Annotated in this window: 21 protein-coding genes and 3 tRNA genes; 9 read left to right on the plus strand and 15 right to left on the minus strand. The window is 72.5% G+C overall.

Features of this window, described 5'->3' with window-relative positions; genetic code table 11:
- Positions 1-268 precede the first annotated feature (268 nt).
- The 6 genes from AEQ27_RS01120 to AEQ27_RS01145 all read right to left on the minus strand — a co-directional run bounded on the left by AEQ27_RS01120 (position 269) and on the right by AEQ27_RS01145 (position 6,037).
- Complete coding sequence (locus tag AEQ27_RS01120) at positions 269-1,084, minus strand: ABC transporter ATP-binding protein (RefSeq protein WP_235450934.1); 816 nt, start codon at positions 1,082-1,084, stop codon at positions 269-271.
- A complete protein-coding gene (locus AEQ27_RS01125; protein WP_054145009.1) occupies positions 1,081-1,770 on the minus strand; it encodes a GntR family transcriptional regulator in 690 nt (229 codons plus the stop codon). Before AEQ27_RS01125 ends, AEQ27_RS01120 begins: the two co-directional genes overlap by 4 nt.
- A 150-nt stretch (positions 1,771-1,920) precedes the next feature.
- Positions 1,921-2,901 carry an MDR family oxidoreductase gene (locus AEQ27_RS01130; protein ID WP_054145010.1) on the minus strand — a complete coding sequence of 327 codons (981 nt, stop codon included), beginning with the start codon at positions 2,899-2,901 and terminating at the stop codon, positions 1,921-1,923.
- Positions 2,902-2,945: 44 nt separating this feature from the next.
- Positions 2,946-4,343 carry an SPFH domain-containing protein gene (locus tag AEQ27_RS01135; protein WP_054145011.1) on the minus strand — a complete coding sequence of 466 codons (1,398 nt, stop codon included), beginning with the start codon at positions 4,341-4,343 and terminating at the stop codon, positions 2,946-2,948.
- 11 nt (positions 4,344-4,354) lie between these two features.
- Positions 4,355-4,864, minus strand: coding sequence for an NfeD family protein (locus AEQ27_RS01140; RefSeq protein WP_054145012.1), 510 nt, complete (start codon positions 4,862-4,864; stop codon positions 4,355-4,357).
- Positions 4,865-5,011: 147 nt separating this feature from the next.
- Positions 5,012-6,037, minus strand: a complete 1,026-nt coding sequence (locus AEQ27_RS01145) for a 6-phosphofructokinase (RefSeq protein WP_054145029.1) — start codon at positions 6,035-6,037, stop codon at positions 5,012-5,014.
- Positions 6,038-6,179: 142 nt separating this feature from the next.
- Here AEQ27_RS01145 and AEQ27_RS01150 point away from each other — a divergent pair, with 142 nt between their 5' ends.
- A complete protein-coding gene (locus AEQ27_RS01150) occupies positions 6,180-6,845 on the plus strand; it encodes a hypothetical protein (RefSeq protein WP_152970071.1) in 666 nt (221 codons plus the stop codon).
- 130 nt (positions 6,846-6,975) lie between these two features.
- Here AEQ27_RS01150 and AEQ27_RS01155 read toward each other — a convergent pair whose 3' ends face one another.
- Positions 6,976-7,461, minus strand: a complete 486-nt coding sequence (locus tag AEQ27_RS01155) for a pyridoxamine 5'-phosphate oxidase family protein (protein WP_054145014.1) — start codon at positions 7,459-7,461, stop codon at positions 6,976-6,978.
- 10 nt (positions 7,462-7,471) lie between these two features.
- Positions 7,472-8,392 (minus strand): rhodanese-related sulfurtransferase, encoded by a 921-nt coding sequence (locus tag AEQ27_RS01160; RefSeq protein WP_054145015.1) that lies wholly within the window; start codon positions 8,390-8,392, stop codon positions 7,472-7,474.
- Between the two features lie 97 nt (positions 8,393-8,489).
- Between AEQ27_RS01160 and AEQ27_RS18180 the strand changes: the two genes are divergently transcribed.
- Together AEQ27_RS18180 and AEQ27_RS01165 are read left to right on the plus strand one after the other, a co-directional pair.
- Positions 8,490-10,151, plus strand: a complete 1,662-nt coding sequence (locus AEQ27_RS18180; protein ID WP_235450935.1) for a GntR family transcriptional regulator — start codon at positions 8,490-8,492, stop codon at positions 10,149-10,151.
- A gap of 13 nt (positions 10,152-10,164) precedes the next feature.
- Positions 10,165-10,926, plus strand: a complete 762-nt coding sequence (locus AEQ27_RS01165) for a DNA-3-methyladenine glycosylase (RefSeq protein ID WP_369813571.1) — start codon at positions 10,165-10,167, stop codon at positions 10,924-10,926.
- 57 nt (positions 10,927-10,983) lie between these two features.
- Here the strand turns inward: AEQ27_RS01165 and AEQ27_RS01170 are convergent, their stop codons facing one another.
- On the minus strand, positions 10,984-11,454 hold the full coding sequence (locus AEQ27_RS01170) for a MarR family winged helix-turn-helix transcriptional regulator (RefSeq protein ID WP_054145017.1): 471 nt from the start codon (positions 11,452-11,454) through the stop codon (positions 10,984-10,986).
- A gap of 41 nt (positions 11,455-11,495) precedes the next feature.
- On the opposite strand from AEQ27_RS01170, the gene AEQ27_RS01175 reads away from it, so the two are divergent.
- Positions 11,496-15,155, plus strand: a complete 3,660-nt coding sequence (locus tag AEQ27_RS01175) for a proline dehydrogenase family protein (protein WP_054145018.1) — start codon at positions 11,496-11,498, stop codon at positions 15,153-15,155.
- Here the strand turns inward: AEQ27_RS01175 and AEQ27_RS01180 are convergent.
- A complete protein-coding gene (locus AEQ27_RS01180) occupies positions 15,136-15,573 on the minus strand; it encodes an Lrp/AsnC family transcriptional regulator (protein ID WP_054145019.1) in 438 nt (145 codons plus the stop codon). The genes AEQ27_RS01175 and AEQ27_RS01180 overlap by 20 nt on opposite strands.
- A gap of 102 nt (positions 15,574-15,675) precedes the next feature.
- On the opposite strand from AEQ27_RS01180, the gene ddaH reads away from it, so the two are divergent.
- Positions 15,676-16,554: a dimethylargininase gene (ddaH, locus tag AEQ27_RS01185; protein ID WP_342212040.1), complete on the plus strand. Its 879-nt coding sequence runs from the start codon at positions 15,676-15,678 to the stop codon at positions 16,552-16,554.
- Positions 16,555-16,557: 3 nt separating this feature from the next.
- Here the strand turns inward: ddaH and AEQ27_RS01190 are convergent, their stop codons facing one another.
- From AEQ27_RS01190 to AEQ27_RS01205, 4 genes are all read right to left on the minus strand, one after another.
- Positions 16,558-18,075, minus strand: a complete 1,518-nt coding sequence (locus tag AEQ27_RS01190; RefSeq protein ID WP_054145020.1) for a glycosyltransferase family 39 protein — start codon at positions 18,073-18,075, stop codon at positions 16,558-16,560.
- 97 nt (positions 18,076-18,172) lie between these two features.
- A tRNA-Phe gene (locus AEQ27_RS01195) sits at positions 18,173-18,245 on the minus strand.
- A gap of 36 nt (positions 18,246-18,281) precedes the next feature.
- A tRNA-Asp gene (locus AEQ27_RS01200) sits at positions 18,282-18,358 on the minus strand.
- Between the two features lie 83 nt (positions 18,359-18,441).
- Positions 18,442-18,517 (minus strand) — tRNA-Glu (locus tag AEQ27_RS01205).
- 333 nt (positions 18,518-18,850) lie between these two features.
- Here AEQ27_RS01205 and AEQ27_RS01210 point away from each other — a divergent pair.
- The gene (locus AEQ27_RS01210) at positions 18,851-20,137 is read left to right on the plus strand and encodes a M23 family metallopeptidase (RefSeq protein WP_054145031.1); all 1,287 of its coding nucleotides are present in this window, start codon (positions 18,851-18,853) and stop codon (positions 20,135-20,137) included.
- Positions 20,138-20,221: 84 nt separating this feature from the next.
- On the opposite strand, the gene ppa is transcribed toward AEQ27_RS01210, so the two are convergent.
- A complete protein-coding gene (gene ppa, locus AEQ27_RS01215) occupies positions 20,222-20,713 on the minus strand; it encodes an inorganic diphosphatase (protein ID WP_054145021.1) in 492 nt (163 codons plus the stop codon).
- A 70-nt stretch (positions 20,714-20,783) separates the two neighbouring features.
- Here ppa and tilS point away from each other — a divergent pair, with 70 nt between their 5' ends.
- The 3 genes from tilS to ftsH all read left to right on the plus strand — a co-directional run bounded on the left by tilS (position 20,784) and on the right by ftsH (position 24,488).
- Complete coding sequence (gene tilS / locus AEQ27_RS01220) at positions 20,784-21,776, plus strand: tRNA lysidine(34) synthetase TilS (protein WP_054145022.1); 993 nt, start codon at positions 20,784-20,786, stop codon at positions 21,774-21,776.
- A 43-nt stretch (positions 21,777-21,819) separates the two neighbouring features.
- Positions 21,820-22,371 carry a hypoxanthine phosphoribosyltransferase gene (gene hpt, locus AEQ27_RS01225; protein WP_043593236.1) on the plus strand — a complete coding sequence of 184 codons (552 nt, stop codon included), beginning with the start codon at positions 21,820-21,822 and terminating at the stop codon, positions 22,369-22,371.
- Positions 22,372-22,496: 125 nt separating this feature from the next.
- Positions 22,497-24,488, plus strand: coding sequence for an ATP-dependent zinc metalloprotease FtsH (gene ftsH / locus AEQ27_RS01230; protein WP_054145023.1), 1,992 nt, complete (start codon positions 22,497-22,499; stop codon positions 24,486-24,488).
- Positions 24,489-24,498 lie beyond the last annotated feature (10 nt).

The following is a 24,498-nucleotide window of genomic DNA, read 5'->3' on the forward strand; positions in this document are numbered from 1 at the left end:
TCGCCCCCTGCGGCCGGATCCGACGCCTCAGTACCAGTTGTTCGCGACCGAGTGCGCCCACGCGGAGCACATGGTGCCGTAGCTGCTCTGGATGTACGAGATGCCCCAATCGACCTGGGTGCGGTAGCTCGTCTGCCAGTCCAGCCCGAACGAGGCGCTCTTGTTGCCTGGCGCCGACTGGGGGGTGCCGTAGGGCCGGCTGGCCGGGTGGGCCGGCGGTGGGCGCTCCGGCAGCGGCTACGCGTGGCGCCGTGATGCACCGGGCGGCTCAGCGGCGGCGGGCCCGGGCCGACCAGCGACCCTCGGCCCGCTCGATGACGAGCGGGTGGTCGAAGGCGCCCGACACGAGGTCGGACGTCAGCACCTCGTCGGCCGGGCCGGTGGCGAAGACCTCGCCGTCGCGCAGCAGCAGGGCGTGCGACGTGCTGCTCGGCAGGTCTTCCAGGTGATGGGTGACGGTGACCGACGCCATCCCGGGGTGGGCCGTGCGCAGCTCGTCGACGGTGTCGAGCAGGTGTTCCCGCGCCGCGACGTCGAGCCCCGTGGCCGGTTCGTCGAGCAACAGCAGGGCCGGCTGCGAGACCAGGGCGCGAGCGATCAGTGCCCGACCACGTTCGCCCTGGGACAGCACGCTCCACCGTGCAGGCATGCGGGACGAGAGGCCGACGCTGGCGACGAGGTCGACGCCCCGCGCCTCCTGCTCGCCGGCGGGGGACCAGCGGGGCACCGGGTCGCTGCTGCCGGTGAAGCCGGTCAGCACGACCTCGAGCACGGTGTTGTCGCCCACCATGCGGTGGCGGGGGTCGACGTGGCCGATGTGGCGGCGCAGCTCGCTCAGCTCGACGCGTCCGGGGCGGCGGCCGGGGACGTCGCCCGTGCCCGCGGTCGGGGGGCCGAGCGGACCGCACAACGGCAGCAGCGGGGTCTTGCCGGCCCCGTTGGGGCCGCTCAGCGCCCAGTGCTGCCCGGCGTCGACTCGCAACGACACGTCGTGCAGCAGATCACGACCGCCCCGGGTCACCCGCGCGTCGACGACGTCGAGCACGGGCGGCACCGGGGCGGCCGCGGGGGGAGCTGAGGTCACGCGCGGTAGATGCCCGCCTCGCGCACCTGGTCGAAGAGGCCCTGCAGGCGCGCGGGCTGCTCGCGCACGGCGGTGGCCGCCGCCTCGGCGTCGTCCGCCTTGACGGCGTCACGGAACGCCACGGTGAAAGCGTGAGCCTGCGGGTAGTCGAAGATGCCGTTGGCCGACGGGCGACGCAGCAGCAGCAGGAGGCGCGGGCCGGTGTTCGACCACAGGCGCGTCAACGACTCGCTGTCGGCCGCGGCCAGCAGGATCTCGTTGGCCCGCACGAGGCCCGCGATGTCTTCTTCCTTCTTCGCCTTGAAGGCCTTGGCCCGGGTGTCGAGCAGGCCGACGACCTCGGCACGCTGGGCCTTGTCGAGCTTGGGCACGGCGCGCTCGACGAACAGCGACCACACGGCGTAACCGACGTCGACGGTGTCGACGAACTCGTCGTACGAGGGGTCGACGATGCGCGTGTAGCGGTTGGCCTCGATGTCGACCAGGGCCTGGTCGGCGAGCTTGGCGATGGCCTCGCGGACGGGCGTGCGGGAGACGCCGAGCCAGGCGACCAGCTGGTCGTCGTTCAGGCGTTCGCCGAACTCGAGGGTGCCGTCGATGATCGCGGCGAACATCTTGTCGTAGACGACGTCGCGCAGCAGGCGGCGGGGAGCGGGAGTCTGGTCGTCGTTCTGAGGGATCGGCATCGGGGGCCTCCGTCGTGTGTGCGGATGGGTGGCGACGGTCGACGGTGCGGGACACCGCGGTCGGTCGGGTTCGTCGACCCGGCCCTGAACCGGTCGCCGACATGTCGAGCATAAACCCGTGGGCTGAGTACGTATGGGTGATCCGGAGTTCTAGATTCGCGGTCCGCCCACGCGCACGACTGTCCGGCCCCGGGTCCGACCCGCCAGGATCGCCTCGCCGGCGTCCACGACGTCGGCCAGGGCGACCTCGTCGGTCATCGAGTCGAGCACGTCGAGGTCGAGGTCTCGCGCCAGCCGGTCCCAGGCGCGCTGCCGCAGCTCGAGCGGCGCCTCCACCGAGTTCACGCCGGCCAGGGTCACGCCCCGCAGGATGAAGGGCAGCACCGTCGTCGGCAGGTCGGCCCCCTGGGCGAGCCCGCAGGCCGTCACGGTGCCGCCCCAGCGGGTCTGCGCCAGGACGGTGGCGAGGGTGTGGCTGCCGACCGAGTCCACGCCGCCGGCCCAGCGGGCCCGCTGCATCGGCTTGCCCGCGCCGGACAGCTCGTCGCGGTCGATCAGGGTGGAGGCCCCGAGCGAGCGGAGGTAGTCGCCCTGCTCGGCGACGCGACCCGAGGAGGCGCTGACCGAGTACCCGAGGCGGCTCAGCACCGCGATCGCCACCGACCCGACGCCTCCGGCCGCCCCGGTCACCACGACGTCGCCGTCGTCGGGACCGACGTCACGTTCGAGCCGGAGGACGCTGAGCATCGCCGTGAAACCCGCCGTGCCGATGGCGGCGGCCCGCCGACCCTCGATGCCGCGGGGCAGCAGCACGGCGCTGCCCGGGTCGACGACGACGCGCTCGGCGAAGCCGCCGGGCCTGGTCTCGCCGTGGCCGGCACCGTTGACGAGCACCTCGTCGCCCGGTGCGAAACGGGACGAGCCCGAGGACGCCACGACGCCGACCAGGTCGATGCCGGGCACGAGTGGATCGACCCGGGCCACCCCGGGGTCGCCGCGCAGGGCGAGCCCGTCCTTGTAGTTGACGCCCGACCAGGTGACGTCGACGACGACGTCACCTGGTCCGGCGATCGGTTCGTCGAGCTCTCTCAGCTCGGCGGCCCTGCCCTTCTCGACCACGATCGCACGCATGCGACCGAGGCTACGCGGGCGCGATCAGGCGAGGCCAGGGGCGGTCAGGCGCGATCGACGGGGCCGGACGCACCGGCCTTGCCCCCGAGGAAGCCCCCCAGCGCGCTGACGAGGTCGAGCCCGGTCGTGGCCTTCACGACGTCCTGCAGCTGCGTCATGTTGTTGGCGACGGACTTGGTCAGCTCGTTGGCGCCGTCCGGCGACACCACCGTCAGGGCGTCGATGTTGCCCATCGGGGCCGCCATCTCGCGGGCGATCTCGGGGAGGCGCGAGATGACCTGTGACGCGAGCGCCGCCTGGCCGAACTTGCCCTGCGCCTCGGCCAGGGCGTCGACCGCCTCGGCCTCGGCGAGACCCTTGGCCTTGATCGCCGCGGCCTCGGCCCGACCGGCCGCCTCGACGGCCGCGGCCTCGTTCTCGGCCGCGTTGCGGGCGGCGTCGGCGGGCGGGGTGCGGCGGACCGCCTCGGCCGCGACGGCGGCGTTGGCCGCGTCGCGCTCGGCCTCGGCGTTCTGCACGGACGCGTAGGCCGCGGCCTCGGCGGGCTGACGGACCTCGATGTTGAGTCGCTCCTGGTTGACCTTGGCCTGCTCGGCGACGGCGATGCTCTCTTGTTCGGCGACCAGCTTGTCTTGCATGGCCCGGGCGAGCTCACCGGCGGCGGCGGCCTCGGCCTGTGCCCGGTCGGTCTCTGCCTTGATCTGGGCCTGGCGCACGTCGAGCTGCAGCTGGCGCTCGGCCGTCTGCTGGGTGTTGCCGATGCGGGCCAGGGCGGCGATGCGCTCGGCCTCGGCTTCGGCGACGTCGGCGTTCTGCTTGGCGACGGCGGCCTCGGCACGCCCGCGGTCGGCCAGGTACGTGCTGCCGGGCGTCTCGATCTCGCGGATGTTCATCGTCTCGATCTGGAGGCCGAGCTCCGCGAGCTCGCCCTTGGTCTCGTTCACGGCGTCGGCCGCGAGCCGCGAGAAGTTCTTGACGAGGTCGTCGACCGGCTGGCCGCCGATGAGACCGCGGATCGACCCCTCGAGCGACTGCTGCACGATGACGGGCAGCTGCTGCTGCTGCAGCAGGTAGCGCTGGGCGGCGCGACGCACCCCGTCTTCGGTGCCGGTCACCTTGAAGTTGACGGTCGCCTTGACCGCGGTGCGGATGTAGTTGGCGTCGATCGCCTGCACCTCGACCGGGGTCTGGTACTGCTCGAGCGACAGTTTGAAGCCCTCTTGGAAGATCGGCCAGACGAAGGTGCGGCCGCCGATGATGACCTTCTGCGGGCTGGAGATGCCGCCGCCCTCGGAGCGTTCGGCGCCACGGCCGACCACGATCAACGCCTCGTTCGGCGGGACGCGGCGGACGCGGCTGGCGACGAACGACAGCAGGGCGAGCACGATGACGACGGCGACGACGATGGCGACGACGCTGACGTTGGAGGAGATGAAGTCCACGGGGCTTCCTTTCAGTTGGTCTGGGGATCACGTGACGCGGAGGCCCCGTCGGCGTCGAGCGCCTCGACCTGCACGCGCGGGCCGTTCTCGGCCACGACACGGACGCGGACGCCGCGCTCGATGCGCGTGTCGCTGGTCGCGAGCCGCCGTTCGAGCTCGCGGACGTCGTCGAGCCGCACCTCGCCGCCGGCCGGGCCGGTGGCCTCGGTCGTGACGCCGACGAACCCGACGGGCGACCAGTGGCCACCGCTCTCGCGACGCGTCACACGGCGGACGACGAGCTGGATCAGCACGAGGGCGACGAGAGCCATGCCGACGGCGACGGCGTACGTCCACCCCGCCGCGAGGTCGGTCTGCGACGTGACGACCCCGGCGAGCCCGAAGATGGCCAGGGCCGCGCCCAGGGCGACGCCCGAGACGAGCCCGTCACCGACGTCGAAGACGTCGAGCAGGTCGCCCACGACGATGCTGACGAGCAGGAGCAGGAGTCCGATCGCCCCCACCACGATGAACGTGATCATGTGTCGAGCCTGTCAGAGTCCGGCCGCGCGCACATCGCCTGAGCGACGGACCCGGGACGACGCCGGGGTGGCCGACCCTGGGGACGAGCCGACGACGGCTTCGCGGGGACCCCGTCCACGCCGTGCCCGCCCCCGATCCGGCTCCCGTCAACCGAAGAGGATCGCGGCCTCGTCGTAGCGGGTCTGCGGGACGACCTTGAGGCTGTCGAGGGCCTCCTCGAACGAGACGTGGACGATCTCGGTGCCTCGCAGGGCCACCATGCGACCCCAGCGTCCCTCGACCACCGCGTCGCTCGCCGCCATGCCGAGTCGCGTGGCGAGCACGCGGTCGTAGGACGTGGGCGTGCCGCCGCGTTGGATGTGCCCCAGCGTGGTGGCGCGGGTCTCGATGCCCGTGCGCTCCTCGATGACGGGGGCGAGGCGCTCACCGATGCCGCCGAGGCGCGGCCGGCCGAAGGCGTCCAGGCCGCGCTCGGAGTGCACGTCGCTCTCGTGGTCGGGCACGAAGCCCTCGGCGACGACCACCAGCGGTGCGCGCCCCCGGTCGTAGGCCGACTGCACCCACTCGACGATCTGGTCCATGCTCGTCGCCTGCTCGGGGATGAGGATCGCGTGGGCGCCCGCGGCCATGCCCGAGTGCAGGGCGATCCACCCCACGTGCCGCCCCATGACCTCGGCGACCATGCAACGGCTGTGCGAGTCGCCCGTGGTGCGCAGGCGGTCCATGGCGTCGGTGGCGATCTGGACCGCGGTGTCGAAGCCGAAGGTGTAGTCGGTCGCCCCCAGGTCGTTGTCGACGGTCTTGGGAACGCCGACGATCTTGAGCCCGGCGTCCGTCAGCCGCTTGGCCGCGGCCAGCGTGCCCTCTCCGCCGATCGCGACCATGGCGTCGATGCCGAAGCGCTCCATGTTCTCGGCGATGCGGTCGACGCCGCCGTCGCCCTCGAACGGGTTCGTGCGACTCGTCCCGAGGATCGTGCCACCCTGCTTGGCGATGCCCTGGATCTCTTTGCGGGTGAGGGGCATCACGTCGCCGTCGACGACACCGCGCCAGCCGTCGCGGAAACCGACGAACTCCTGTCCGTGGATCTGCGTGCCCTTGAGCACGGCGCCGCGGATGACCGCGTTGAGACCGGGGCAGTCGCCACCGCTGGTGAGGATTCCGATTCGCATCGAGGGGCTCCATCGCATCGAAGGGCCCGATCGACGGGCCGAGGTCGAGACCATCATGGACCACGAGGAGGCGCGACACCTGTCCACGGGGCCGGTCGCCGCCCTGCCCGGTCGCGCAGGCGGCCGTACTACCCTCGCCTCCATGAGCAACGAGCAGCCGGGGCGTCCGCCGTCGCCGTGGGCACGCTTCGCCCGGCCGACGCCGACCGAGCCCGACCGGGGCGAGTTCCCGTTCGGTCCCCCTCGGCCGGTGCACCCCGAGACGGCCGCGGCCGACCACGCCTGGCCGCTCGACCACTCCGGTGCCCCGCAGCAGCACGTCGGTCAGCAGCCGTTCTTCCCCCAGCCGGTCGGGGCGCAGCCCGCCGTGCAGCAGACCGCAGCGCCCACGTGGGACTCCGACGGTCGTCAGGTCTGGGGGCCGGCGCCCGGGGCGGCACCCGCCGCCGGGTCCGGGAACGCCGGCCTCGGCTCGTACTTCTCCCCCGCCGACGACGACTGGTCGTCGGCGCCGCCCCGCACCGACGACGGGGGCCGCGGTCTCGCGATCGCGTCGATCGTCTTCGGCGTCTTCTTCGCGCCCCTCGGCCTCATCTTCGGCATCGTGGCCGCGCGACGCGCCCGGGCCGCCGGCCGACCGGCCACCCTCGCCCTGACCGGCATGGTGATCGCCTCGATCGTCATCGTCCTGAGCCTCGCGTACGCCATCGCGGCACTCGACTACTACTCGCAACTCGCGACGGCCTGCGCACAGCTCGGCCCGGGCGACTACGTGAACGGCGACGGCCAGACCGTCCCCTGCGGCTGATCCGGCCGTCCACCGCACGGCATCGGCCACCGCCCGACACCGGACGTGGGCCGACCCCGGACGCGGGCCGTCGGACGCGGGCGGTCGGGGGCGCGGGCCGTCCCGCACGACCCGCGCCGCGCCTCCTCGGCTAGAGCGAGACGGTGCCGGTGTCGGCGACGTTCTTCGGGTGCCCACCGGTGACGGCCGCCTTGGCGTACTTGAACAGGGTGACGGCCTTCGGCTCGTTGCTGATCCAGTACTCGGCCGTGTCGACGTCGACCTCGAGCAGGGCGACGCTCGGGTCGTCGCGGCCCTGGTCGAACCAGGCCTCGGCGCCGGTCGTCCACAGTTCGTCGACGAGCGCGGAGTCCTTCACGATCGTCGCCTTGCCCGCGAGCGACAGGTAGCCCTTGCCGGTCTCGACGGCGACGTTCACCTGCGGGTGCGCCTTGACGTCGTCGACCTTCGGGGAGGGGTCACGCGTGAAGAAGTACACCTTGCCGTCGAAGTCGCGGTCGACGATCGCGGGGGGCCGACTCACGAGGTGGCCGTGGCTGCTCTGCGTGGTGAGGATGCCGATGCGGCCCGCGTCGAGGACCTCGCCGATCTTCTTGGTGTCGTTGGTCTCAGTCATGCCGGGGACCCTACGCCGGAGGTCCGCCGGCGGTCACAGCACCGGCGGTCACCGCCGAGGAGGCGCGGTGCCGGTCGCAGGTCACGTCGCCTCGCGCACCGCACCCCTCGCAGGCGACCAGTTGCTCCCGGCACTGCACGTCGACGCAGTTCTGCATCCGACTGGTCGCGGCGCCGCAGACCGCGCAGCGGCCGATCACGGCCGCGTGGTCGCTGAACTCGACCGAGCCGCGACCGTCGAAGACGTAGAGCGAACCGTCCCACAGGCCGTCGTCGCCGAAACGTTCGCCGTACCGCACGACACCGCCGTCGAGTTGGTAGACCCGCGAGAAGCCGCGGGCCGTCATGAGGGACGACAGCACCTCGCAGCGCACGCCACCGGTGCAGTAGGTGACGACGGGCTCGTCCTTGAGGTGGTCGTAGCGCCCGCTGTCGAGTTCGGCCACGAAGTCGCGGGTGGTGGCCACGTCGGGCACCACGGCGCCTCGGAACCGGCCGATGCGCGACTCGTACTCGTTGCGCCCGTCGAAGAAGGTGACCTGCTCGCGGTCGACGAGGTCGTGCAGCTCGTCGGGGGAGAGGCGCGCGCCCGTCCCCACCACGCCGGACCCGTCGACCTCGAGCTCGTCGGGGGCGCCGAACGTCACGATCTCGTCGCGCACCCTGACCGACAGACGGGGGAAGTCCTCGCCGGTGCCCTCGCTCCACTTCACGTCGAGCTGCGCGAAGGCGGGATGCTGCCGGGTCTTCTTCAGCCACCGTTTGACGTCGGGCAGGTCGCCGCCGAGGGTGCCGTTGACCCCGTGACGAGAGACGAGCACGCGCCCGCGGAGGTCGAGGGACTCCGCGAGGTCGCGCTGCCAGAGACGGACGGCCTCGGGGTCGGCCAGCGGGGTGAACGCGTAGAACAGCACGATTTTCGGGGTGGCCATCCCGGCAGTCTAGTTTTCGGCCCCCACTGCTCGACGCACAGGGCATGAATGCCTTATCGTTTCGACTGGAATGTCTGACACCAGCAGAGAGGCGCCGATGCCCGTCCCCACCCCCGCCCGTCCGGTCATCCCCCGTCGCCTGCACAAGGACGCCGTCTACGACCATCTCGTCGAGGCCGTCCTCGACGGCACCCTCCGGCCCGGTGAACGACTCCGCGACGCCGACTGCGAGGACTGGCTGGGGGTCTCGCGCACGCCGATCCGCGTCGCCATCGCGAAGCTCGAGCACGTCCAGCTGGTCGAGTCGATCGGTGGCCGGTCGACCTCCGTCGTGGTCCCCCGGCGCGAGACCGCCCTCGACCTCCTCGCGAGCGGGTGCGGCCTGCTCGCCGCCGCCCACGACTCACTCGCCGGAGGCCCGCGAGACCACGAACGCGTCGAGATCGCCGAGGGTCTGCGGGCCGTGGCGGACGCCTGCGTCACTGGTCCGACGAGCCCCGCGGTCACCGCCGCCTGCGTCGTCGCCGACTCGTGGGACGACCTGTGGTCCGTGGTGGCCGGGCTGCGGGCGAGCGGACTCGCCGCCCGTCACGCGCGTCGCCTCGGTCTGCCGCTCCGCCCCCATCTGCGAGAGCTCCCGGCGTCCGACCTCGTCCGGGTGGCGGAGCTCGCCTCCGACGCGGCACGCCTCCTCGAGGAGGGCGGCCTCTCCGACTTCACCCCTGGCCTCGTGCGGTCGGTCGCGTCGCTGTGCGGGCCCGTCGACCGAACCGACGTGGTCCCCGGCGGCCGACATCCATCGAGGCCGGTCGGTGGGTCCCGTCCCCGAGTGGCACCCCCCGCCGACGGCGGCCAGCGCCTGCACGACCTGCCGGTGCGCCGCCGCCTCAGCGACGACGTCCACGACCTCGTCCTCAGGGCCGTCCTCGACGGCACCCTGGCTCCCGACGAGAGACTCGTCGACGCCGAGCTCATCTCCTGGCTCGGCGTCTCGAGGACGCCGATCCGCCACGCCCTCGAACGGCTCGACGGGACGGGTCTCGGCGAGCTCGCCCCGAACAGGTACACCCGCATCGCCCAGCCCGGGCCGGCGGGGGTCGTGGCGGCCCGCGAGCTGTACGCGGGGCTGGTGTCGTGGTCGGCCGATCTCGCGTCGGCTGCCGGGGGCGGCGGCGCCGACGCCCTCGCGGCCGTGCGGCGACTCGACGCCGTCGTCGGGCGAGCAGAGGGTCGCGCGGTGACGCTGTCGACCCTGTCGTGCCTGGCCCCGGTCATCAGGCGAGCGGTCTCGGCCGGTCGGTCCCGCGCTCTCTCGCACGAGCTCGACGTCCTCGAGCCGCGCCTCGCCCACGGTGCCGTGTCGTGCCGGTTCGAGCTGACGCCGGGTTCGTGGCGGTCGTTCTCCCGCGCCGCCCCGGCCGCCCCCCCCGGCGCCGCCGGCGGGGGCGGCCCGGCCGCGCCGCGTTCGTGCGCGCGCGCGCCCGCCGGGCGACCGGGCGCTCGGCACCGTCGGGGGCAGCGTCTAGCATCGCGTCATGGACCAGGTCGAGATCGCCGTGACCGACTCCGACGCCGGCCCCGACGGCGGTGTGCCCGCAGCCTCCGGGTCACCGGCCGTCCGACTCGGCACGGTGTACTCGTCGGCCCGTCCGATCGACGTCCGGGCGACGCTCCGACCTCTCAGCCGCGGCGCGGGCGACCCGGCCTTCCGTGTCGTCGGCGACCGCACGTGGCTCGCACTGCGCACGCCGACCGGTGAGGCGACGCTGTGCGTGTCGGCGAGCCGCGCCTCCTCGTCCGTCCGCGCCGACGCGTGGGGTCCGGGTGCCGCCTGGGCGGTCGAGCACGTACCCGAGCTGCTCGGCCGGGGTGACGACTGGTCGGGGCTCGACGTCACGACGAACGCGTTCCTCGCCGACGCCCGCCGGCGGCAGCCGGGGCTCCGCCTGACCCGCACCGGCCTCGTGCTGCAGGCCCTCGTCCCGGCGATCCTCGAGCAGAAGGTCACGAGCGTCGAGGCCTGGCGCGCGTGGCGGCAGCTCGTGCGTCGCCACGGCACGCCGGCCCCCGGTCCGGCGCCCGAGGGGCTCGTCGTCCCGCCGGACGCCCAGGGCTGGCGTCGCATCCCGAGCTGGGAGTGGCACCGGGCCGGTGTCGGGCCCCAGCGGTCGGCGACCGTCATGAGGGTCTGTGCCGTGGCGCCCGCCCTCGAGCGCACGCTGTCGGTCGGACGCGGCGGCGACGAGGTCGCGACGCGCCTCCGGTCGATCCCCGGCGGGGGCGTCTGGACCGCCGCCGAGACGCCCCGGCGTGCCCGCGGCGCCCCCGGCAGCCCCGGCGGGGGCGGCTCCCGCCTGCCCGCCGTGGTCGGGTGGGCGCTCATCGGTCGCCCCGTCGACGACGACGGCATGCTCGAGCTGCTCGAGCCGTGGCGAGGCCACCGTGAGCGCGTCATGCGGTTGATCACGGGCAGCGGGTTCTCGAAGCCGAGGTTCGGCCCGCGCATGACCATCCAGGACCACCGCGCCCACTGACGCGGTCGCCGGCCGAGGGCGCCGCGCCTCCGCGACGGGACGCCGAGGAGGCGCGGGTCAGCCCTGCGGGTCGGGTGACGCGTCCGTGCCGATCGCGTCGAGCACACGACCCGAGAACGCCTGGACGACCTCGGCGTCCGCCCCGAGCACGTCCGCGAAGCACCTCTTGATCGCGGCCGTGTGGCCCCGGGTCGCGGCGAGCATGGCTCGACGGCCGTCAGGGGTCAGCTCGACCCAGGTGCCGCGCGCGTCGGACGCGCACTCGGCGCGCCGCCCCAGCCCGCGGCGCCCCATGCGGGTGACCTGGTGGCTGACCCGGCTCTTCTCCCAGCCGATCTGCTCGGCGATGTCGCGCACGCGCGAGCGTCGGTCGCTGCTCCGGCCCAGGCCGACGAGGATCTCGTACTCGGGGGCGGAGACGCCCGAATCGCTCTGCAGGCGGAGTTCGAGGGCACGGTCGAGCCGCCGTCTCATGGCGTAGAACGAGTCCCAGACGACCCACTCCTCGTCGGTGAGTTCGTCGGCCATTCGCCCAGTGTAGGGACGGTGGTGCGGCATATCCTCGACCCATGTCCGATGTGCACGCCGACGAAGTCACGCAGCAGACCGTCGAGACAGCCCGCCGCTGGTGGGACGCCGCGCGTGCCGTCCCGGTGCAGGGCCCGGCCGCCCGTCTGACCGAGGTGCTGCGCGACCCCCGGGGGCTCGACTTCGCCCGGGAGTTCGCCGACCGCGTCGTCCGACCCGAAGACGACCGGGCGGCCGCGTCCGCACTCGACTCGCTCAGCCGACGCACGCCGGCCCTCCTGCCCTGGCACCTGCGGGCGGCGATCTCGTTCGGCGGGGGCTTCGGCCCGCTCGCGCCCAAGCCGATCATGCCGGTCGCGCGGAGGACGCTGCGTCACATGGTCGGGCACCTGCTCGTCGACGCGCCACCCGAGAAGCCCCCGCAGGCCCTCGCGGGTCTGCGGCGCGACGGCGTCCGGCTCGACCTCACCGCCTGGGGGCCCGTGGTGTCGGGGCCGACCCAGGCCGAGCGGCGCGTCGCCGCGGTCCGGGCCCTGGTCGAGCGGCCCGACGTCGAGCGCGTCACGACGACCGTCCGTGAGCTCGTCGGTCCGACCTCGCCCGGGTCCTTCGACGAGACGGGCGACCTGGCCGAGTCGAGGCTCGGGCCCCTGCTCGAGCTCGCGGCCTCGACGGGCACCCTCCTCACCCTCGGCGTCGACCGGCACGCCGACGTCGACCTGACGATCGACGTCTTCACGCGACTGCTCGACCGACCCGGGCTCGAGTCCGTCACGGCGGGCATCGTCGTCCAGTCGTACGTCCCCGAGGCGCTCGACTCGCTGCGGCTGCTCACCGACTGGGCCCGGGACCGTGTCGACCGGGGCGGCGCCCCGATCTCGGTCCGGCTGGTGAAGGGCGGGTCACGCCGCGACGAGATCGTCGACGCCCGCCTGCACGACTGGCCCGTCGTCACCTTCGAGGCCAAGCACGAGACCGACGCCAGCCACCTCCGGCTGGTCGAGTTCGCCCTGAGGCCCGAGAACGCCGCGGTCGCCCGGGTGGGACTCGCCGGGCACGACGTCTTCGACCTGGCCCATGCCGTCACGGTCGCCCGTCGACACGGCACCGACCACCTGCTCGACGTCGAGATGTGGCTGGGGTCCGCGCCCGGGCTCGCCGAGGTCGTCCGCTCCGAGCTCGGTTCGCTCGTCCTCCAGGCGCCGGTGATCGTCTCCGGCGAGTTCGACTCCGCGGTGCGACACCTGGTCGGCCGGCTGGACGCGCTCGCCGACCCCGAGGGATTCCTCTCGAGCACGCTCGACGCCGACCACGAGGCAGCGTTCGCCCGCGAGGCTCGTCGGCACGACCGGGCCGTCGCGACCGTGCCCGAGCTCCCCTCCGCGCCCCGGCGGCGACGAGACCGGTCCGGGCCGCTCGACGAAGGTCCCGACCACGTCGTCGACTTCGTGGCCGAGGCCGACACCGATCCCTCGCTCGACGGCAACCGTCGGTGGGCCCGGGGCGTGCTCGGGCGTGCCCGTCGATCGGTCGCCGGCGTCGAGACCGCCGACGCTGCCCCCTCCCTCGGGGCCGCGTCCTCCGGGGACGGAGCCCTCGACGACGCAGCCCTCGAGGCGGTGGTGACCCGCGCCTCCGCGGCCGGGGCGGCCTGGGGTGGCCAAGATCCCGAGACCCGTGCCGAACTGCTCGACCTCGCGGGCCGCGAGCTCGCCCTGCGGCGCTCGCGCCTCGTCGAGGTGTCCGTCAGCGAGTCCGGCTCGACCCTGTCCGAGGCCGACCACGAGGTCGGTGCGGCCGTCGACTCGGCCCACCGACTGGCGATCCTGACCCGCGACCTCGCGACCGTCGAGACGGCCGAGCACCGGCCCCCGCGGCTGACGGTCGTCGTGCCCGACCTCGTCACACCCGTCGCCAGCACGGTCGAGGGGGTGCTCGCGGCGTTCGGTGCCGGCAGCGCGGTCGTCGTCCGCCTGCCCCCCGGCCGGCGGCGGGCGGTCGCCGTCGTCGCGGAAGCGCTCTGGGCGGTCGGCGTCCCCGATTCGCTCCTGGCCCTGGTCGTCGCCGACGACCCCGACCACGAACGGGCCCTGCTGACGCACCCCGTGGTCGACCGGGTCGTCGCCCACGCGCCGATCGAGACGGCCGTCGGTCTCCGCGACGTGCGCCCCGACCCCGACCTCGACCTCGCCGTGCCGACCCGGGGGGTCACCTCGCTCGTCGTCACCCCCTCGGCCGACCTCGAGCTCGCCGCCGCCGACGTCGTCGCGAGCGTCGTCGACCACGCCGGTCGCGGCCACGGTGCGCTCGACCTCGTGCTCGCCGTCGGTTCCGTCGGTCACGGCGAGACGTTCCGCCGCCTGCTGCGCGAGGCCTTCGAGGCGGTCGTCGTCGGTCCGGCCGACGACGCCGCCACCGTGATGGGGCCGCTCCCCTCCACCCCGGCCGGGTCCGAGCTCGACGTCCTGACCGTGCTCGGTCCCGGCGAGTCGTGGCTGCTCGAGCCGCGTCCCCTCGACGCGGCCGGGGCCCTCTGCTCGCCGGGCGTGCGCGACGGTGTCGACCCCCGGGGTGCCTTCGCCTCGAGCACGCACGGGGTCCCCGTCGTCGGCCTCGTCGCCGTCGATACCCTCGCCGAGGCGGTCGCTGTGCAGAACGCCGAGAACGGCGGCGACGTGGCGGGTCTGCACTCCCTCGACGTCGACGAGATCGACGAGTGGCTGCACACCGTGCGGGCGGGCGACCTCGTCGTCGGTGGTCCGACGACGGGTGCGCGGGTGCGCCGCAGACCCACCGGCGGGGGGGGCCGCCGGGCGATCGGTCGGGGCCTCAAGCCCGGTGGCCCGAACGCCCTGATCGGCCAGGGGGCCTGGCGCCCCCGTCCCCCCGACCCGCGCCCCTCGCTGCGCCTGCACGACGTCTCCGAGGGGGTCACCCGCCTGGTCGACGCGGCCCGACCCACCTTGTCGTTCGAGCAGTTCGACTCGCTCCGCACGGCCGTCGAGAGCGATCAGCGCGCCTGGCAGTCCGAGTTCGGGTTGGCCCGTGACGTCACCGGCCTCGTGGTCGAGCGCAACGTGCTGCGCTACCGACCGCACCCGGTCCCGGTGCGGCTCTCCTCCGGGGCCGATCCGTCGGCGCTCGTCCGGCTCGTCGCCGCCGGCGCGCGGGCGGGGTCGACCCTGGCCGTCAGCTCGGCCGTGCCGTTGCCGGCGGGTCTCGTGCACCTGTGGCGCGCCTCCTCGTCCCCGGTGCGCGTGCGCGACGTCGTCGAGAGCGACGAAGCGTTCGTCGCGCGGGCCGCCGCGGGGGCGTTGCAGGGCGGCGCGGCCGGGGCCGCCGGTCCGGACGTGCTCGACCTGCTGGCCGAGGCCGCCGGGGGCGAGCGGGCTTCCACCGACGGGGGGCGGGTCGACGACTCGAGGCCGGCCCCGTCACCCGAGGCGGTGGCCGCCTACCGCGGCCTGCGCATCCGGGGGGTCGGCGGGGGCCCCGCCGCACTGGCCCGGGCTCTCCAGGGCAGCCCCGACGTGACGATCTTCTCCGGCGAGGTGACCGAAGAGGGGCGGATCGAACTGCTGACGTTCGTGCGCGAGCAGTCCGTCTCGCTCACGGCGCACCGGTACGGGCGCCTCGACCCCGCGCTGGCCGACCTGCGCCTCTGGCGCCGACGGGCCGCCGTCAGGCCGAGCGGCGGCTGATCAGTTTCGACAGGACGATCGCGCCGCGCGTGTGGTCGACGTTCGGGGCGTTGCGCACGCGTTCGAGGGCTTCTTCGAGCGACGGGATGTCGCGGCTGCGCATGTGGACGATGGCGTCGGCGCTGCCGGTCACCGTGCCGGCGTCGACGACCTCGGGCACCGTGCCGAGGATGCGCTGCAGTTCTTGGGGCGAGACGGTGCCGCGGCAGAACAGCTCGACGTAGGCCTCGGTGCCGAGCCCGTCGACGGCTGGGTCGACCTGCACGGTGAACCCCTTGATCACCCCGTCGGCGACGAGGCGGTCGACGCGGCGTTTGACCGCCGAGGCACTGAGGCCGACCGAGGCGCCGATGTCGCCGTACCCGGCGCGGGCGTTCTGGCGCAGGAGGTCGATGATGCCGTAGTCGAGATTGTCCACACAGGCATCGTACGCGGAAAAACTGCATCGAAGCTGACAAATACGCAAGAATATTGCGTGAGAGCCCGGCCTCGTGCGCGCCCGCGATGTGACACTGATCCGGTGAGCCTGACGATCGAACCCTCCGACCTGCCCGACGCGACCGCCCGACGGGACGCCGCCCGCGTGGCGAGCCACCGCACCATCTTGATGTGCCGACCGGAGCACTTCACCGTCAGCTACAAGATCAACCCGTGGATGGACCCCACCCAGCCGACCGACACCTCGTTGGCGCTGGCCCAGTGGCAGACCCTCTACGACACCTACGTCGGCCTCGGATTCGACGTCGAGCTTATCGACCCCGAAGAGGGCCTGCCGGACATGGTCTACGCGGCCAACGGCGGCTTCGTCCTCGACGGCGTCGCGTACGGTGCGCGCTTCACCTACCCCGAGCGCCAGGCCGAGGGCCCGGCCTACATGCGCTGGTTCGCCTCGGCCGGCTTCGAGGTGGCCGAACCCGCCGAGACCAACGAGGGCGAGGGCGACTTCCTGCTGGTCGGCGACGTCATCCTCGCCGGCACGGGCTTCCGCAGCGACTCGAGCTCGCACGACGAGATCGGTCGCGTCTTCGGGCGCGAGGTGGTCAGCCTCACCCTGGTGAACCCGAGCTTCTACCACCTGGACACCGCCATCGCCGTGCTCGACCCCGAGCCGGTGGACGGTCGTCACACCATCGCTTACCTCGAGAGCGCCTTCGACGACGCCTCGCTCGCGATCCTGCGGCAGCGATTCCCCGATGCGATCCTCGTCAGCGAGGAGGACGCGGCCATCCTCGGCCTCAACTCGTACTCGGACGGTTACAACGTCGTCATCGCCGCCCGGGCGACCGGCTTCGAGCGGCAGCTGCGCGAGCGGGGCTACAACCCGATCGGCGTCGACCTGTCGGAGCTGCTGCTCGGCGGCGGCGGCGTCAAGTGCTGCACCCTCGAGCTGCGGCGCTGAGCGTCAGGCCGGCGGTCGCGCGAAGAGGTAGACGACGCTGCGTCCGGTGCGGTGCTCCTGTCGGATCACGTACCCCTCGTCGCGCAGCTGGCGCAGGTCGGCCTCGCCGAGGACGTCGACCGAGAGCCGTGCGATCCACAGGCGGTCGACCGACGACAGCCGGTCGGCCAGCTCGACGGCGTCGTCCTCGTCGTCGAGGCGCAGGGTGACGTCCGAGTACGAGCCCGACGGCAGCCCCGACCGCACGAAGGCGACGTCGTCGAGCTCGGCGAAGCGCTCCGGGTAGGCGTAGATCGCCTGGCGGGGTCGCGTCGACACGGTGCCGGTCGCGTCGAGCAGGAACGCGTCGCCCGGGCGGGCCTGGCTCTCGATGTAGCTCGAGAGCTGGGAGAGGTCGCTGCCGCCCCCCTTGCCGGTCGGCAGCCGCTGCAGCACGTAGGTCGGGACCGAGGCCGCCACCAGCAGGGCGACGAGGGCGATGCTGATCCAGCGCCGCCGGAAGCCGGTGACGGCGACCGCCAGCAGGAGGCACATGCCCGGTGCCGAGAAGGTCACCAGTCTCGACGTGTACACGGGCGACAGGACGAGCCCCAGCGCGAGCAGCAGCCCGGCGGGCAGCGCGACCCAGAGCGCACCGAGCAACACGACGCTGCCCGGCGTCCGCGAGCGGTCGCGGAGGCGGGTGCCGAGGAGGATGAGCAGGGCCGCCGAGACGACGGCGAAGGCCAGGCCCGTGACGAACCACGGTTCGACCAGGACCGTCCACCAGGTGACGTCGGCCCCGGTGGACGGGTCGGCCACCCCCAGGAGGCGCGAGCGCTCGGCGAGGACCGTCCCGATGACCGGCGCGGTCGCGAACAGAGCGGCTCCCGTCGAGACGGACCAGCCGAGGAGGCGGTGGCGGGCTCCCCGGCGGCGGCGCTGTGCCGGCGCCAGCAGCAGGAAGACACCGTGCACCACGATGATCAGGCCGAGGGGGACGAAGGTCGCTATCGACCCGGCGAGGACCGCGCCGTACCCGATCCACCAGCGTCGGCGGTGACGCCGGGAGGCCACGAGCAGCAGCACGGTCACCCAGACGGCCAGGGCGGCCGAGAGCGCGTAGGGACGGGCCTCGGCGGCCTCGAGCGTGAAGCGTGGCAGCACCGCGAAGAGGGCGGCGGCCAGCAGGGCCGTGCGCCGGGTGGTCAGCATGCGCGTCAGGACGAGCACCCCGGCGGCCCCGGCACCGACGAACACGGCCGACGGGAACCTCGTGGCCACCTCGGCCTCACCGAAGGCGCCGACCCAGAAGTGCATGACGAGGTAGTAGACCGTGTGCACCGCATCGCGCTGGTGGACGAAGGCCAGCAACTCACCGAGGGGTAGGCGTGCCACCTGCAGCGTCGTCGCCTCGTCGCTCCAGTACGAGGGCACCCAGCTGAAGGCGGCCCCGAGCAGCAGCGCCGCGAGGCCGGCGACGAGCGGGTCGAGCCAACGGCTGCGGAGGGAGACGACCGCCGGGTCGTGGCCGATGCTCACGCGGCCGTCCCGCTGTGCCGACCTGCGGCTGCGCCGCGGTGCCCACTCGCGGCCAGGCCGTTAAACGAGTCAGGCCCCGCCTGAGCGGGGCCTTCTGTGGCTGGACACGGCATCGATCCGTGGACCTTTCGATTTTCAGTCGAACGCTCTACCAACTGAGCTACCCAGCCGTGAGGGCCCGAAGCCCCCAGGCGATGAACTCGCCTTGGCGACCCTGACCGGACTTGAACCGGCGACCTCCGCCGTGACAGGGCGGCGCGCTAACCAACTGCGCTACAGGGCCAAACTTGCTGCTGTGACACAGCGTACTCGATGTTCTGTTGTGATTGGTGCAGGTGGTGCCTCGGTACGGTCTTGCGGTGGTGCTGGTGACCCCAACGGGATTCGAACCCGTGCTGCCGCCGTGAAAGGGCGGTGTCCTAGGCCACTAAACGATGGGGCCGTGTCCGAGGACGTCATAGCAACCGATCACAGAGCATACGGATGATCGCGGGCAAATGCAAAACGGGGGCGACACGCATCGACGCGCGCGCCTCCTCGTCCCCCGTTCCGGTCACGCGACTCGCCCGCCACTCCGTGGTGATTGCCCGGCGATCGTCCGAGCGGAGGCTAGTTTCAAGTCGTTCTTGAGAGTTCGGGCCCGCCCCCGGGTCGGCCCGCCCGTCGTCACCGCCTCGTGGTGCTGTACGGGACCGCCCGCCGGGGTTACCGTGTCCAGCACGGCGACCACCGGCCCCACGGACTCGACGCCGTCACGACGAATCGGACCCACTCGATGACCACCACCCGCCGACCCGGTCGAGCCCGCCTGGCGAGCCTCACGTCGGGTCCCCTCGCGCCGTCGTCGCGACTCGCCCGCGTCGTCGTCTCGATCGCCGCCGCGTCCCTGCTGCTCACCGCGGGTGTCGTCGGACTGCCCGCGTCCTCGGCCACCGCCGCGTCCTACCCGTCGTGGGAGGACGTCCAGAAGGCCCGGGGCGACGAGACCGCGAAACAGGCCGAGATCACCAACCTCGAGGGCATCCTCACCCAGATGCAGGCGGACCTCGACGCCAAGAACACCGAGGCCGAGAAGCGCGGCGACGAGCTGCAGAAGGCCCAGTCCGCGTACGACGACGCGCAGTACAAGACCACGCAGCTGCAGTCACAAGCCGACGCCGCTGACAAGGTGGCCGCTGCCAGCGAAGAGCGTGCGGGTCAGCTGGCCGCCCAGCTCGGTCGCTCCGGTGGCACGAACGGCGTCAGCGGCAGCCTGATCGCCGACCCGGGTGAGGCCGGCCAGCTGCTCTACAAGCTCGGCGCGATGAGCAAGCTCACCGAGCAGGCCGACGGCATCTACGCGCAGGCCACCCAGGACCGCAACACCGCCCAGGGGCTGAGCGACCAGGCCGCCGTCGCCGAGGCCGCCCTCGCCGTGCTGGCCGACACGGCGCAGCAGGCCCTGGCCGACGCGAACGACGCCGCCCAGGCCGCGAGCGACGCCCTCGCCGCGCAGCAGGAGAACCAGGCTCGGCTCCAGGCCCAGCTCGAGACCCTGAAGACCAACGTCGACCACACCGAGGCCGAGTACCAGAAGGGCGTCGAGGAGTCCCGCGCCGCCGCGGCCGCCGCAGCGGCGGCGACCAACGGCACGGCCCTCGGGGTCGTCTCGCCCCAGGGCTGGACGCGTCCTGCCGGCGGCAACATCTCGAGTGGCTTCGGCATGCGCGTCAACCCGGTGACGCACGCGTACATCCTGCACGCGGGCACCGACCTCGCCGCGGGCTGCAACTCGCCGATCTACGCGGCGACCGCGGGCGTCGTCACCTACGCCGGCTGGTACGGCGGCTACGGCAACTTCGTGCTGATCGACCACGGCAACGGCTTCACGACCGGGTACGGCCACCAGCCGAACGGCGGCATCATGGTCAGCGTCGGACAGACGGTCGGCACCGGCCAGCAGATCGGTCACGTCGGCTCGACCGGCAACTCGACCGGCTGCCACCTGCACTTCGAGACCCGCGTCGGCGGCGTCGCGCAGAACCCGCAGCCGTTCATGGCCGACCGCGGCATCCGCCTGTAGGCGGCGCCGTCCGCGGACGGCGGCATGACGAAGGGCCCGACACCAGGTGGTGTCGGGCCCTTCGTCATGCCGTGGTGCGGGAGGTCAGTGTCCCTCGTCGGCCAGCTTCGCGATGCCGGCCTCGACGATGGCCTCGGCCTCGGCGGCGTCGCCCCAGCCCTCGGTCTTGACCCACTTGCCGGGCTCGAGGTCCTTGTAGTGCTCGAAGAAGTGCTCGATCTCTTTGCGGAGGTACTCGGGCACGTCGGTGACGTCCTGGATGTGCTCCCAGCGTGGGTCCTTCGCGGGGACGGCGATGACCTTGGCGTCGCTGCCGCCGTCGTCGGTCATGTTGAAGACGCCGACCGGACGCACCTTGACGCCCACGCCCGGGAAGAGCGGGTAGTCGAGCAGCACGAGCACGTCGACGGGGTCGCCGTCGAGGCCCAGGGTGTTCTCGAAGAAGCCGTAGTCGGTCGGGTAGACGAACCCGGTGAACAGGACGCGGTCGAGGTAGACGCGACCGGTCTCGTGGTCGACCTCGTACTTGTTGCGGCTGCCTTTGGGGATCTCGATCACGGCGTCGTACGCGGCCATGGGTGTGCTCCTTGCGATGCGTCGTAGGGGGTCCGACCCGACGGGTCGGCGGTGTCGCTAACGTTACAAGATGCCCGACAGACCCCGCCTGACCCCTGCGACGGCCGACGTCCGACGTGCCGTGCGCGCCTCCTTGTCCGGTCACGACGAAGGCGACCTGGTGCTGGTCGCCCTGAGCGGCGGGCCCGACTCGCTCGCGCTGGCGGCGGGGCCCCCCCCCCCCGGGCCCCGGGCGGGGGTGCGGGCCGGGGGGGGCGTCGTCGCCCACGCCCTGCAGGGCGACTCCCGCACCGTCGCGGCCCGTGCGGCCGACCAGGCGCGCGGCCTCGGGCTCGACCCCGTCGTCGTCGTGCGGGTCTCGGTGGGCACCGAGGGCGGCCCCGAGGCGGCGGCCCGCACGGCCCGCTACGAGGCGCTGTCGTCCGTCGCCGCCGAGCAGGGCGCCCGCACCGTGCTGCTGGGCCACACCCGGGACGACCAGGCCGAGACGGTGCTGCTCGGCCTCACCCGCGGCAGCGGTGCGACGAGCCTGAGCGGCATGGAGGCGCGCTCGGGCCTCTACGCCCGCCCCCTGTTGGCCGTCGGTCGCTCGACCACCGCGGCGGCGTGCGTCGACGCCGGCCTCGAGGCCTGGGCCGATCCGCACAACGACGACCCGACCTTCACGCGGGTGCGGCTTCGGCGGACCGTCCTGCCGATGCTCGAGCGCGAGCTGGGCCCGGGCATCACCGAGGCGCTCGCGCGCACGGCGGACGCCCTGCGCGAGGACTCCTCCGCCCTCGACCACTTCGCCGACGAACTGGCCGAAGAGCTGGCCGACCACGCCGAGGCGGGCATCTCGCTCGACGTCCGGGGGCTGGCCGCGAACCCGGCGGCCCTGCGCCAGCGACTCATCCGGCTCGCGGTGCAGAGCGAGTTCGGGGTCTCGCTCAGCCGCGTCCAGACCCTGGAGGTCGCGCGCCTGGTCACCGACTGGCACGGGCAGGGGGCGGTGTCGCTGCCGGGCATTACAGTGGAACGCACCGGAGGCGCGCTGCACTTCTCGGCGACCGGCGCCTCCTGAGATCCCCCTCGGCACCCCACGACCCCAGGAGCACGACACCACCATGGAACTCAGCGACATCGAGGCCGACCTGACCAGCGTGCTCTACACCGAAGAGCAGATCCACGCCAAGATCGCCGAGGTCGCTCGGCAGGTCGAGGCCGACTACGTCGGCCGCGAGCCGCTTCTGGTGGGCGTGCTCAAGGGCGCCGTCATGGTCATGGCCGACTTCTCGCGCGAGCTCAAGCTGGCCTCGGCCATGGACTGGATGGCCGTCTCGTCGTACGGCTCGGGCACCAAGTCGTCGGGCGTCGTGCGCATCCTCAAAGACCTCGACAGCGACCTGCACGGCCGCGACGTCATCATCGTCGAGGACATCATCGACTCGGGCCTGACGCTGTCGTGGCTGCTCGAGAACCTGCAGAAGCGCGGCGCGGCGTCGGTCGAGATCTTCGCGCTCTTCCGCAAGCCGGCCGCCGCCAAGGTCGCCGTCGACGTCAAGTACGTCGGCTTCGAGATCCCCAACGACTTCGTCATCGGCTACGGCCTCGACTACGACGAGAAGTACCGCAACCTGCGCGGTGTCGGGGTGCTGGCCCCGCACGTCTACAGCTAGCGGTCCGCTCCCCGACGGGGCGGATCAAGCCCTCGGCGAACACCCATCCAGGGCATAGCAGCCCCGATGTACCCTTTTGCTCACGTTCTTCCTGCAGAAAGGTGTCGGGCGTCGCCCGTACTGACATGGACTTCAAGAAACTCTTCCGCGGTCCGATCATCTACATCGTGATCGCGGTCATCGGCATCGGCATCGGGTGGAGCCTCATCAGCGGGGCGGGCACGACCCAGATCTCGACCCAGAAGGGCCTCGAGGCGATCCAGACCGACAAGGTCAAGTCGGCGACGATCTTCAGCAACGAGCAGCGGGTCGACCTCGTCCTGAAGGACGGCGACAAGGCCGAGCAGTTCTACTACGCGACGCCGCGTGGCTCCGAGGTCGTCGACGCCGTCAACGACGCGAACCTCGAGAACTTCGACGACACCGTCACGCAGACCAGCTGGTTCATGTCGCTGCTCAGCATCCTGCTGCCGTTCCTGATCATCGGCGTCATCTTCTGGTTCCTGCTCTCGTCCATGCAGGGCGGCGGCAGCAAGGTCATGCAGTTCGGCAAGTCCAAGGCCAAGCTGGCCTCGAAAGAGACGCCGCAGGTCATGTTCACCGACGTCGCCGGTGCCGACGAGGCGATCGAAGAGCTCGAAGAGATCAAAGAGTTCCTGAAAGAGCCGGCCAAGTTCCAGGCCGTCGGCGCCCGCATCCCCAAGGGAGTGCTGCTCTACGGCCCTCCCGGCACCGGAAAGACCCTGCTCGCCCGCGCCGTCGCCGGCGAGGCCGGCGTCCCGTTCTTCTCGATCTCGGGGTCGGACTTCGTCGAGATGTTCGTCGGCGTCGGCGCCAGCCGCGTCCGCGACCTCTTCGAACAGGCGAAGCAGAACAGCCCGGCGATCATCTTCGTCGACGAGATCGACGCCGTCGGTCGTCACCGCGGCGCCGGCATCGGAGGCGGCAACGACGAGCGCGAGCAGACCCTCAACCAGCTGCTGGTCGAGATGGACGGCTTCGACGTCAAGACCAACGTCATCCTGATCGCGGCGACCAACCGTCCCGACGTGCTCGACCCGGCCCTGCTGCGCCCCGGCCGCTTCGACCGCCAGATCGGCGTCGACGCTCCCGGCCTCGACGGTCGCAAGCAGATCCTCGAGGTGCACGGCAAGGGCAAGCCCCTCGCCGCCTCGGTCAACCTCGAGGTCCTGGCTCGCAAGACGCCCGGCTTCACCGGTGCCGACCTGGCCAACGTGCTCAACGAGGCCGCCCTGCTGACGGCGCGCTCGAACGCGCAGCTGATCGACAACCGCGCCCTCGACGAGGCGGTCGACCGCGTCATGGCCGGCCCGCAGCGCCGCAGCCGCATCATGAACGACCACGAGAAGCTCATCACCGCGTACCACGAGGGTGGTCACGCCCTCGCCGCCGCGGCGATGCGCCACACCGACCCCGTGACCAAGATCACGATCCTGCCTCGCGGTCGGGCCCTGGGCTACACGATGGTCCTCCCTCTCGAAGACAAGTACTCGGTCACCCGCAACGAGCTGCTCGACCAGCTCACGTACGCCATGGGCGGCCGTGTCGCCGAAGAGCTCGTCTTCCACGACCCGACCACCGGCGCCTCGAACGACATCGAGAAGGCCACGGCGACCGCCCGCAAGATGGTCACCGAGTACGGCATGAGCAACAAGGTCGGTTCGGTCAAGCTCGGCCAGGCGTCGGGCGAGATGATGATGGGCCGCGACGGCAGCTCGCGCGACTACTCCGAGAACATCGCCGAGACGGTCGACGCCGAGGTGCGCGTGCTGCTCGAGCAGGCGCACGACGAGGCGTGGGAGGTCATCAACGACAACCGCGACGTGCTCGACTTCCTCGCCCGCGAGTTGCTCGAGAAAGAGACCCTCGACCACGACGAGCTCGCCGAGATCTTCAAGGACGTCCGCAAGCTCCCCGAGCGTCCCCAGTGGCTCTCGAGCGACAAGCGTCCGGTGTCGGACCGTCCGGCCATCCCCATGCCGACGAAGTCGCCCGTCGACGCCGAAGCCGTCGACGGGGGCGTCGACTCCGAGCCGACGACCAAGCCGGCCCGCACGCGTCCGCCCCGCACGACGCCCGGCATCGCCACGGCCTGACGCACGATCG

This window comes from Frigoribacterium sp. RIT-PI-h, from assembly GCF_001297205.1.
Classification (GTDB): Bacteria; Actinomycetota; Actinomycetes; order Actinomycetales; family Microbacteriaceae; genus Frigoribacterium.

What these genes read in the sequence shown, in the direction of transcription:
- AEQ27_RS01145 (WP_054145029.1), bottom strand. Translation starts at nt 6,037, where the DNA reads ATGCGAATCGGAATCCTCACCAGCGGTGGCGACTGCCCCGGTCTCAAC.
- hpt (WP_043593236.1), top strand. Translation starts at nt 21,820, where the DNA reads ATGGAACTCAGCGACATCGAGGCCGACCTGACCAGCGTGCTCTACACC.
- AEQ27_RS01170 (WP_054145017.1), bottom strand. Translation starts at nt 11,454, where the DNA reads ATGGCCGACGAACTCACCGACGAGGAGTGGGTCGTCTGGGACTCGTTC.
- AEQ27_RS01155 (WP_054145014.1), bottom strand. Translation starts at nt 7,461, where the DNA reads ATGACTGAGACCAACGACACCAAGAAGATCGGCGAGGTCCTCGACGCG.
- AEQ27_RS01150 (WP_152970071.1), top strand. Translation starts at nt 6,180, where the DNA reads ATGAGCAACGAGCAGCCGGGGCGTCCGCCGTCGCCGTGGGCACGCTTC.
- AEQ27_RS01175 (WP_054145018.1), top strand. Translation starts at nt 11,496, where the DNA reads ATGTCCGATGTGCACGCCGACGAAGTCACGCAGCAGACCGTCGAGACA.
- AEQ27_RS18180 (WP_235450935.1), top strand. Translation starts at nt 8,490, where the DNA reads ATGCCCGTCCCCACCCCCGCCCGTCCGGTCATCCCCCGTCGCCTGCAC.
- tilS (WP_054145022.1), top strand. Translation starts at nt 20,784, where the DNA reads ATGCCCGACAGACCCCGCCTGACCCCTGCGACGGCCGACGTCCGACGT.
- AEQ27_RS01160 (WP_054145015.1), bottom strand. Translation starts at nt 8,392, where the DNA reads ATGGCCACCCCGAAAATCGTGCTGTTCTACGCGTTCACCCCGCTGGCC.
- AEQ27_RS01210 (WP_054145031.1), top strand. Translation starts at nt 18,851, where the DNA reads ATGACCACCACCCGCCGACCCGGTCGAGCCCGCCTGGCGAGCCTCACG.
- AEQ27_RS01130 (WP_054145010.1), bottom strand. Translation starts at nt 2,901, where the DNA reads ATGCGTGCGATCGTGGTCGAGAAGGGCAGGGCCGCCGAGCTGAGAGAG.
- ftsH (WP_054145023.1), top strand. Translation starts at nt 22,497, where the DNA reads ATGGACTTCAAGAAACTCTTCCGCGGTCCGATCATCTACATCGTGATC.
- AEQ27_RS01125 (WP_054145009.1), bottom strand. Translation starts at nt 1,770, where the DNA reads ATGCCGATCCCTCAGAACGACGACCAGACTCCCGCTCCCCGCCGCCTG.
- AEQ27_RS01140 (WP_054145012.1), bottom strand. Translation starts at nt 4,864, where the DNA reads ATGATCACGTTCATCGTGGTGGGGGCGATCGGACTCCTGCTCCTGCTC.
- ppa (WP_054145021.1), bottom strand. Translation starts at nt 20,713, where the DNA reads ATGGCCGCGTACGACGCCGTGATCGAGATCCCCAAAGGCAGCCGCAAC.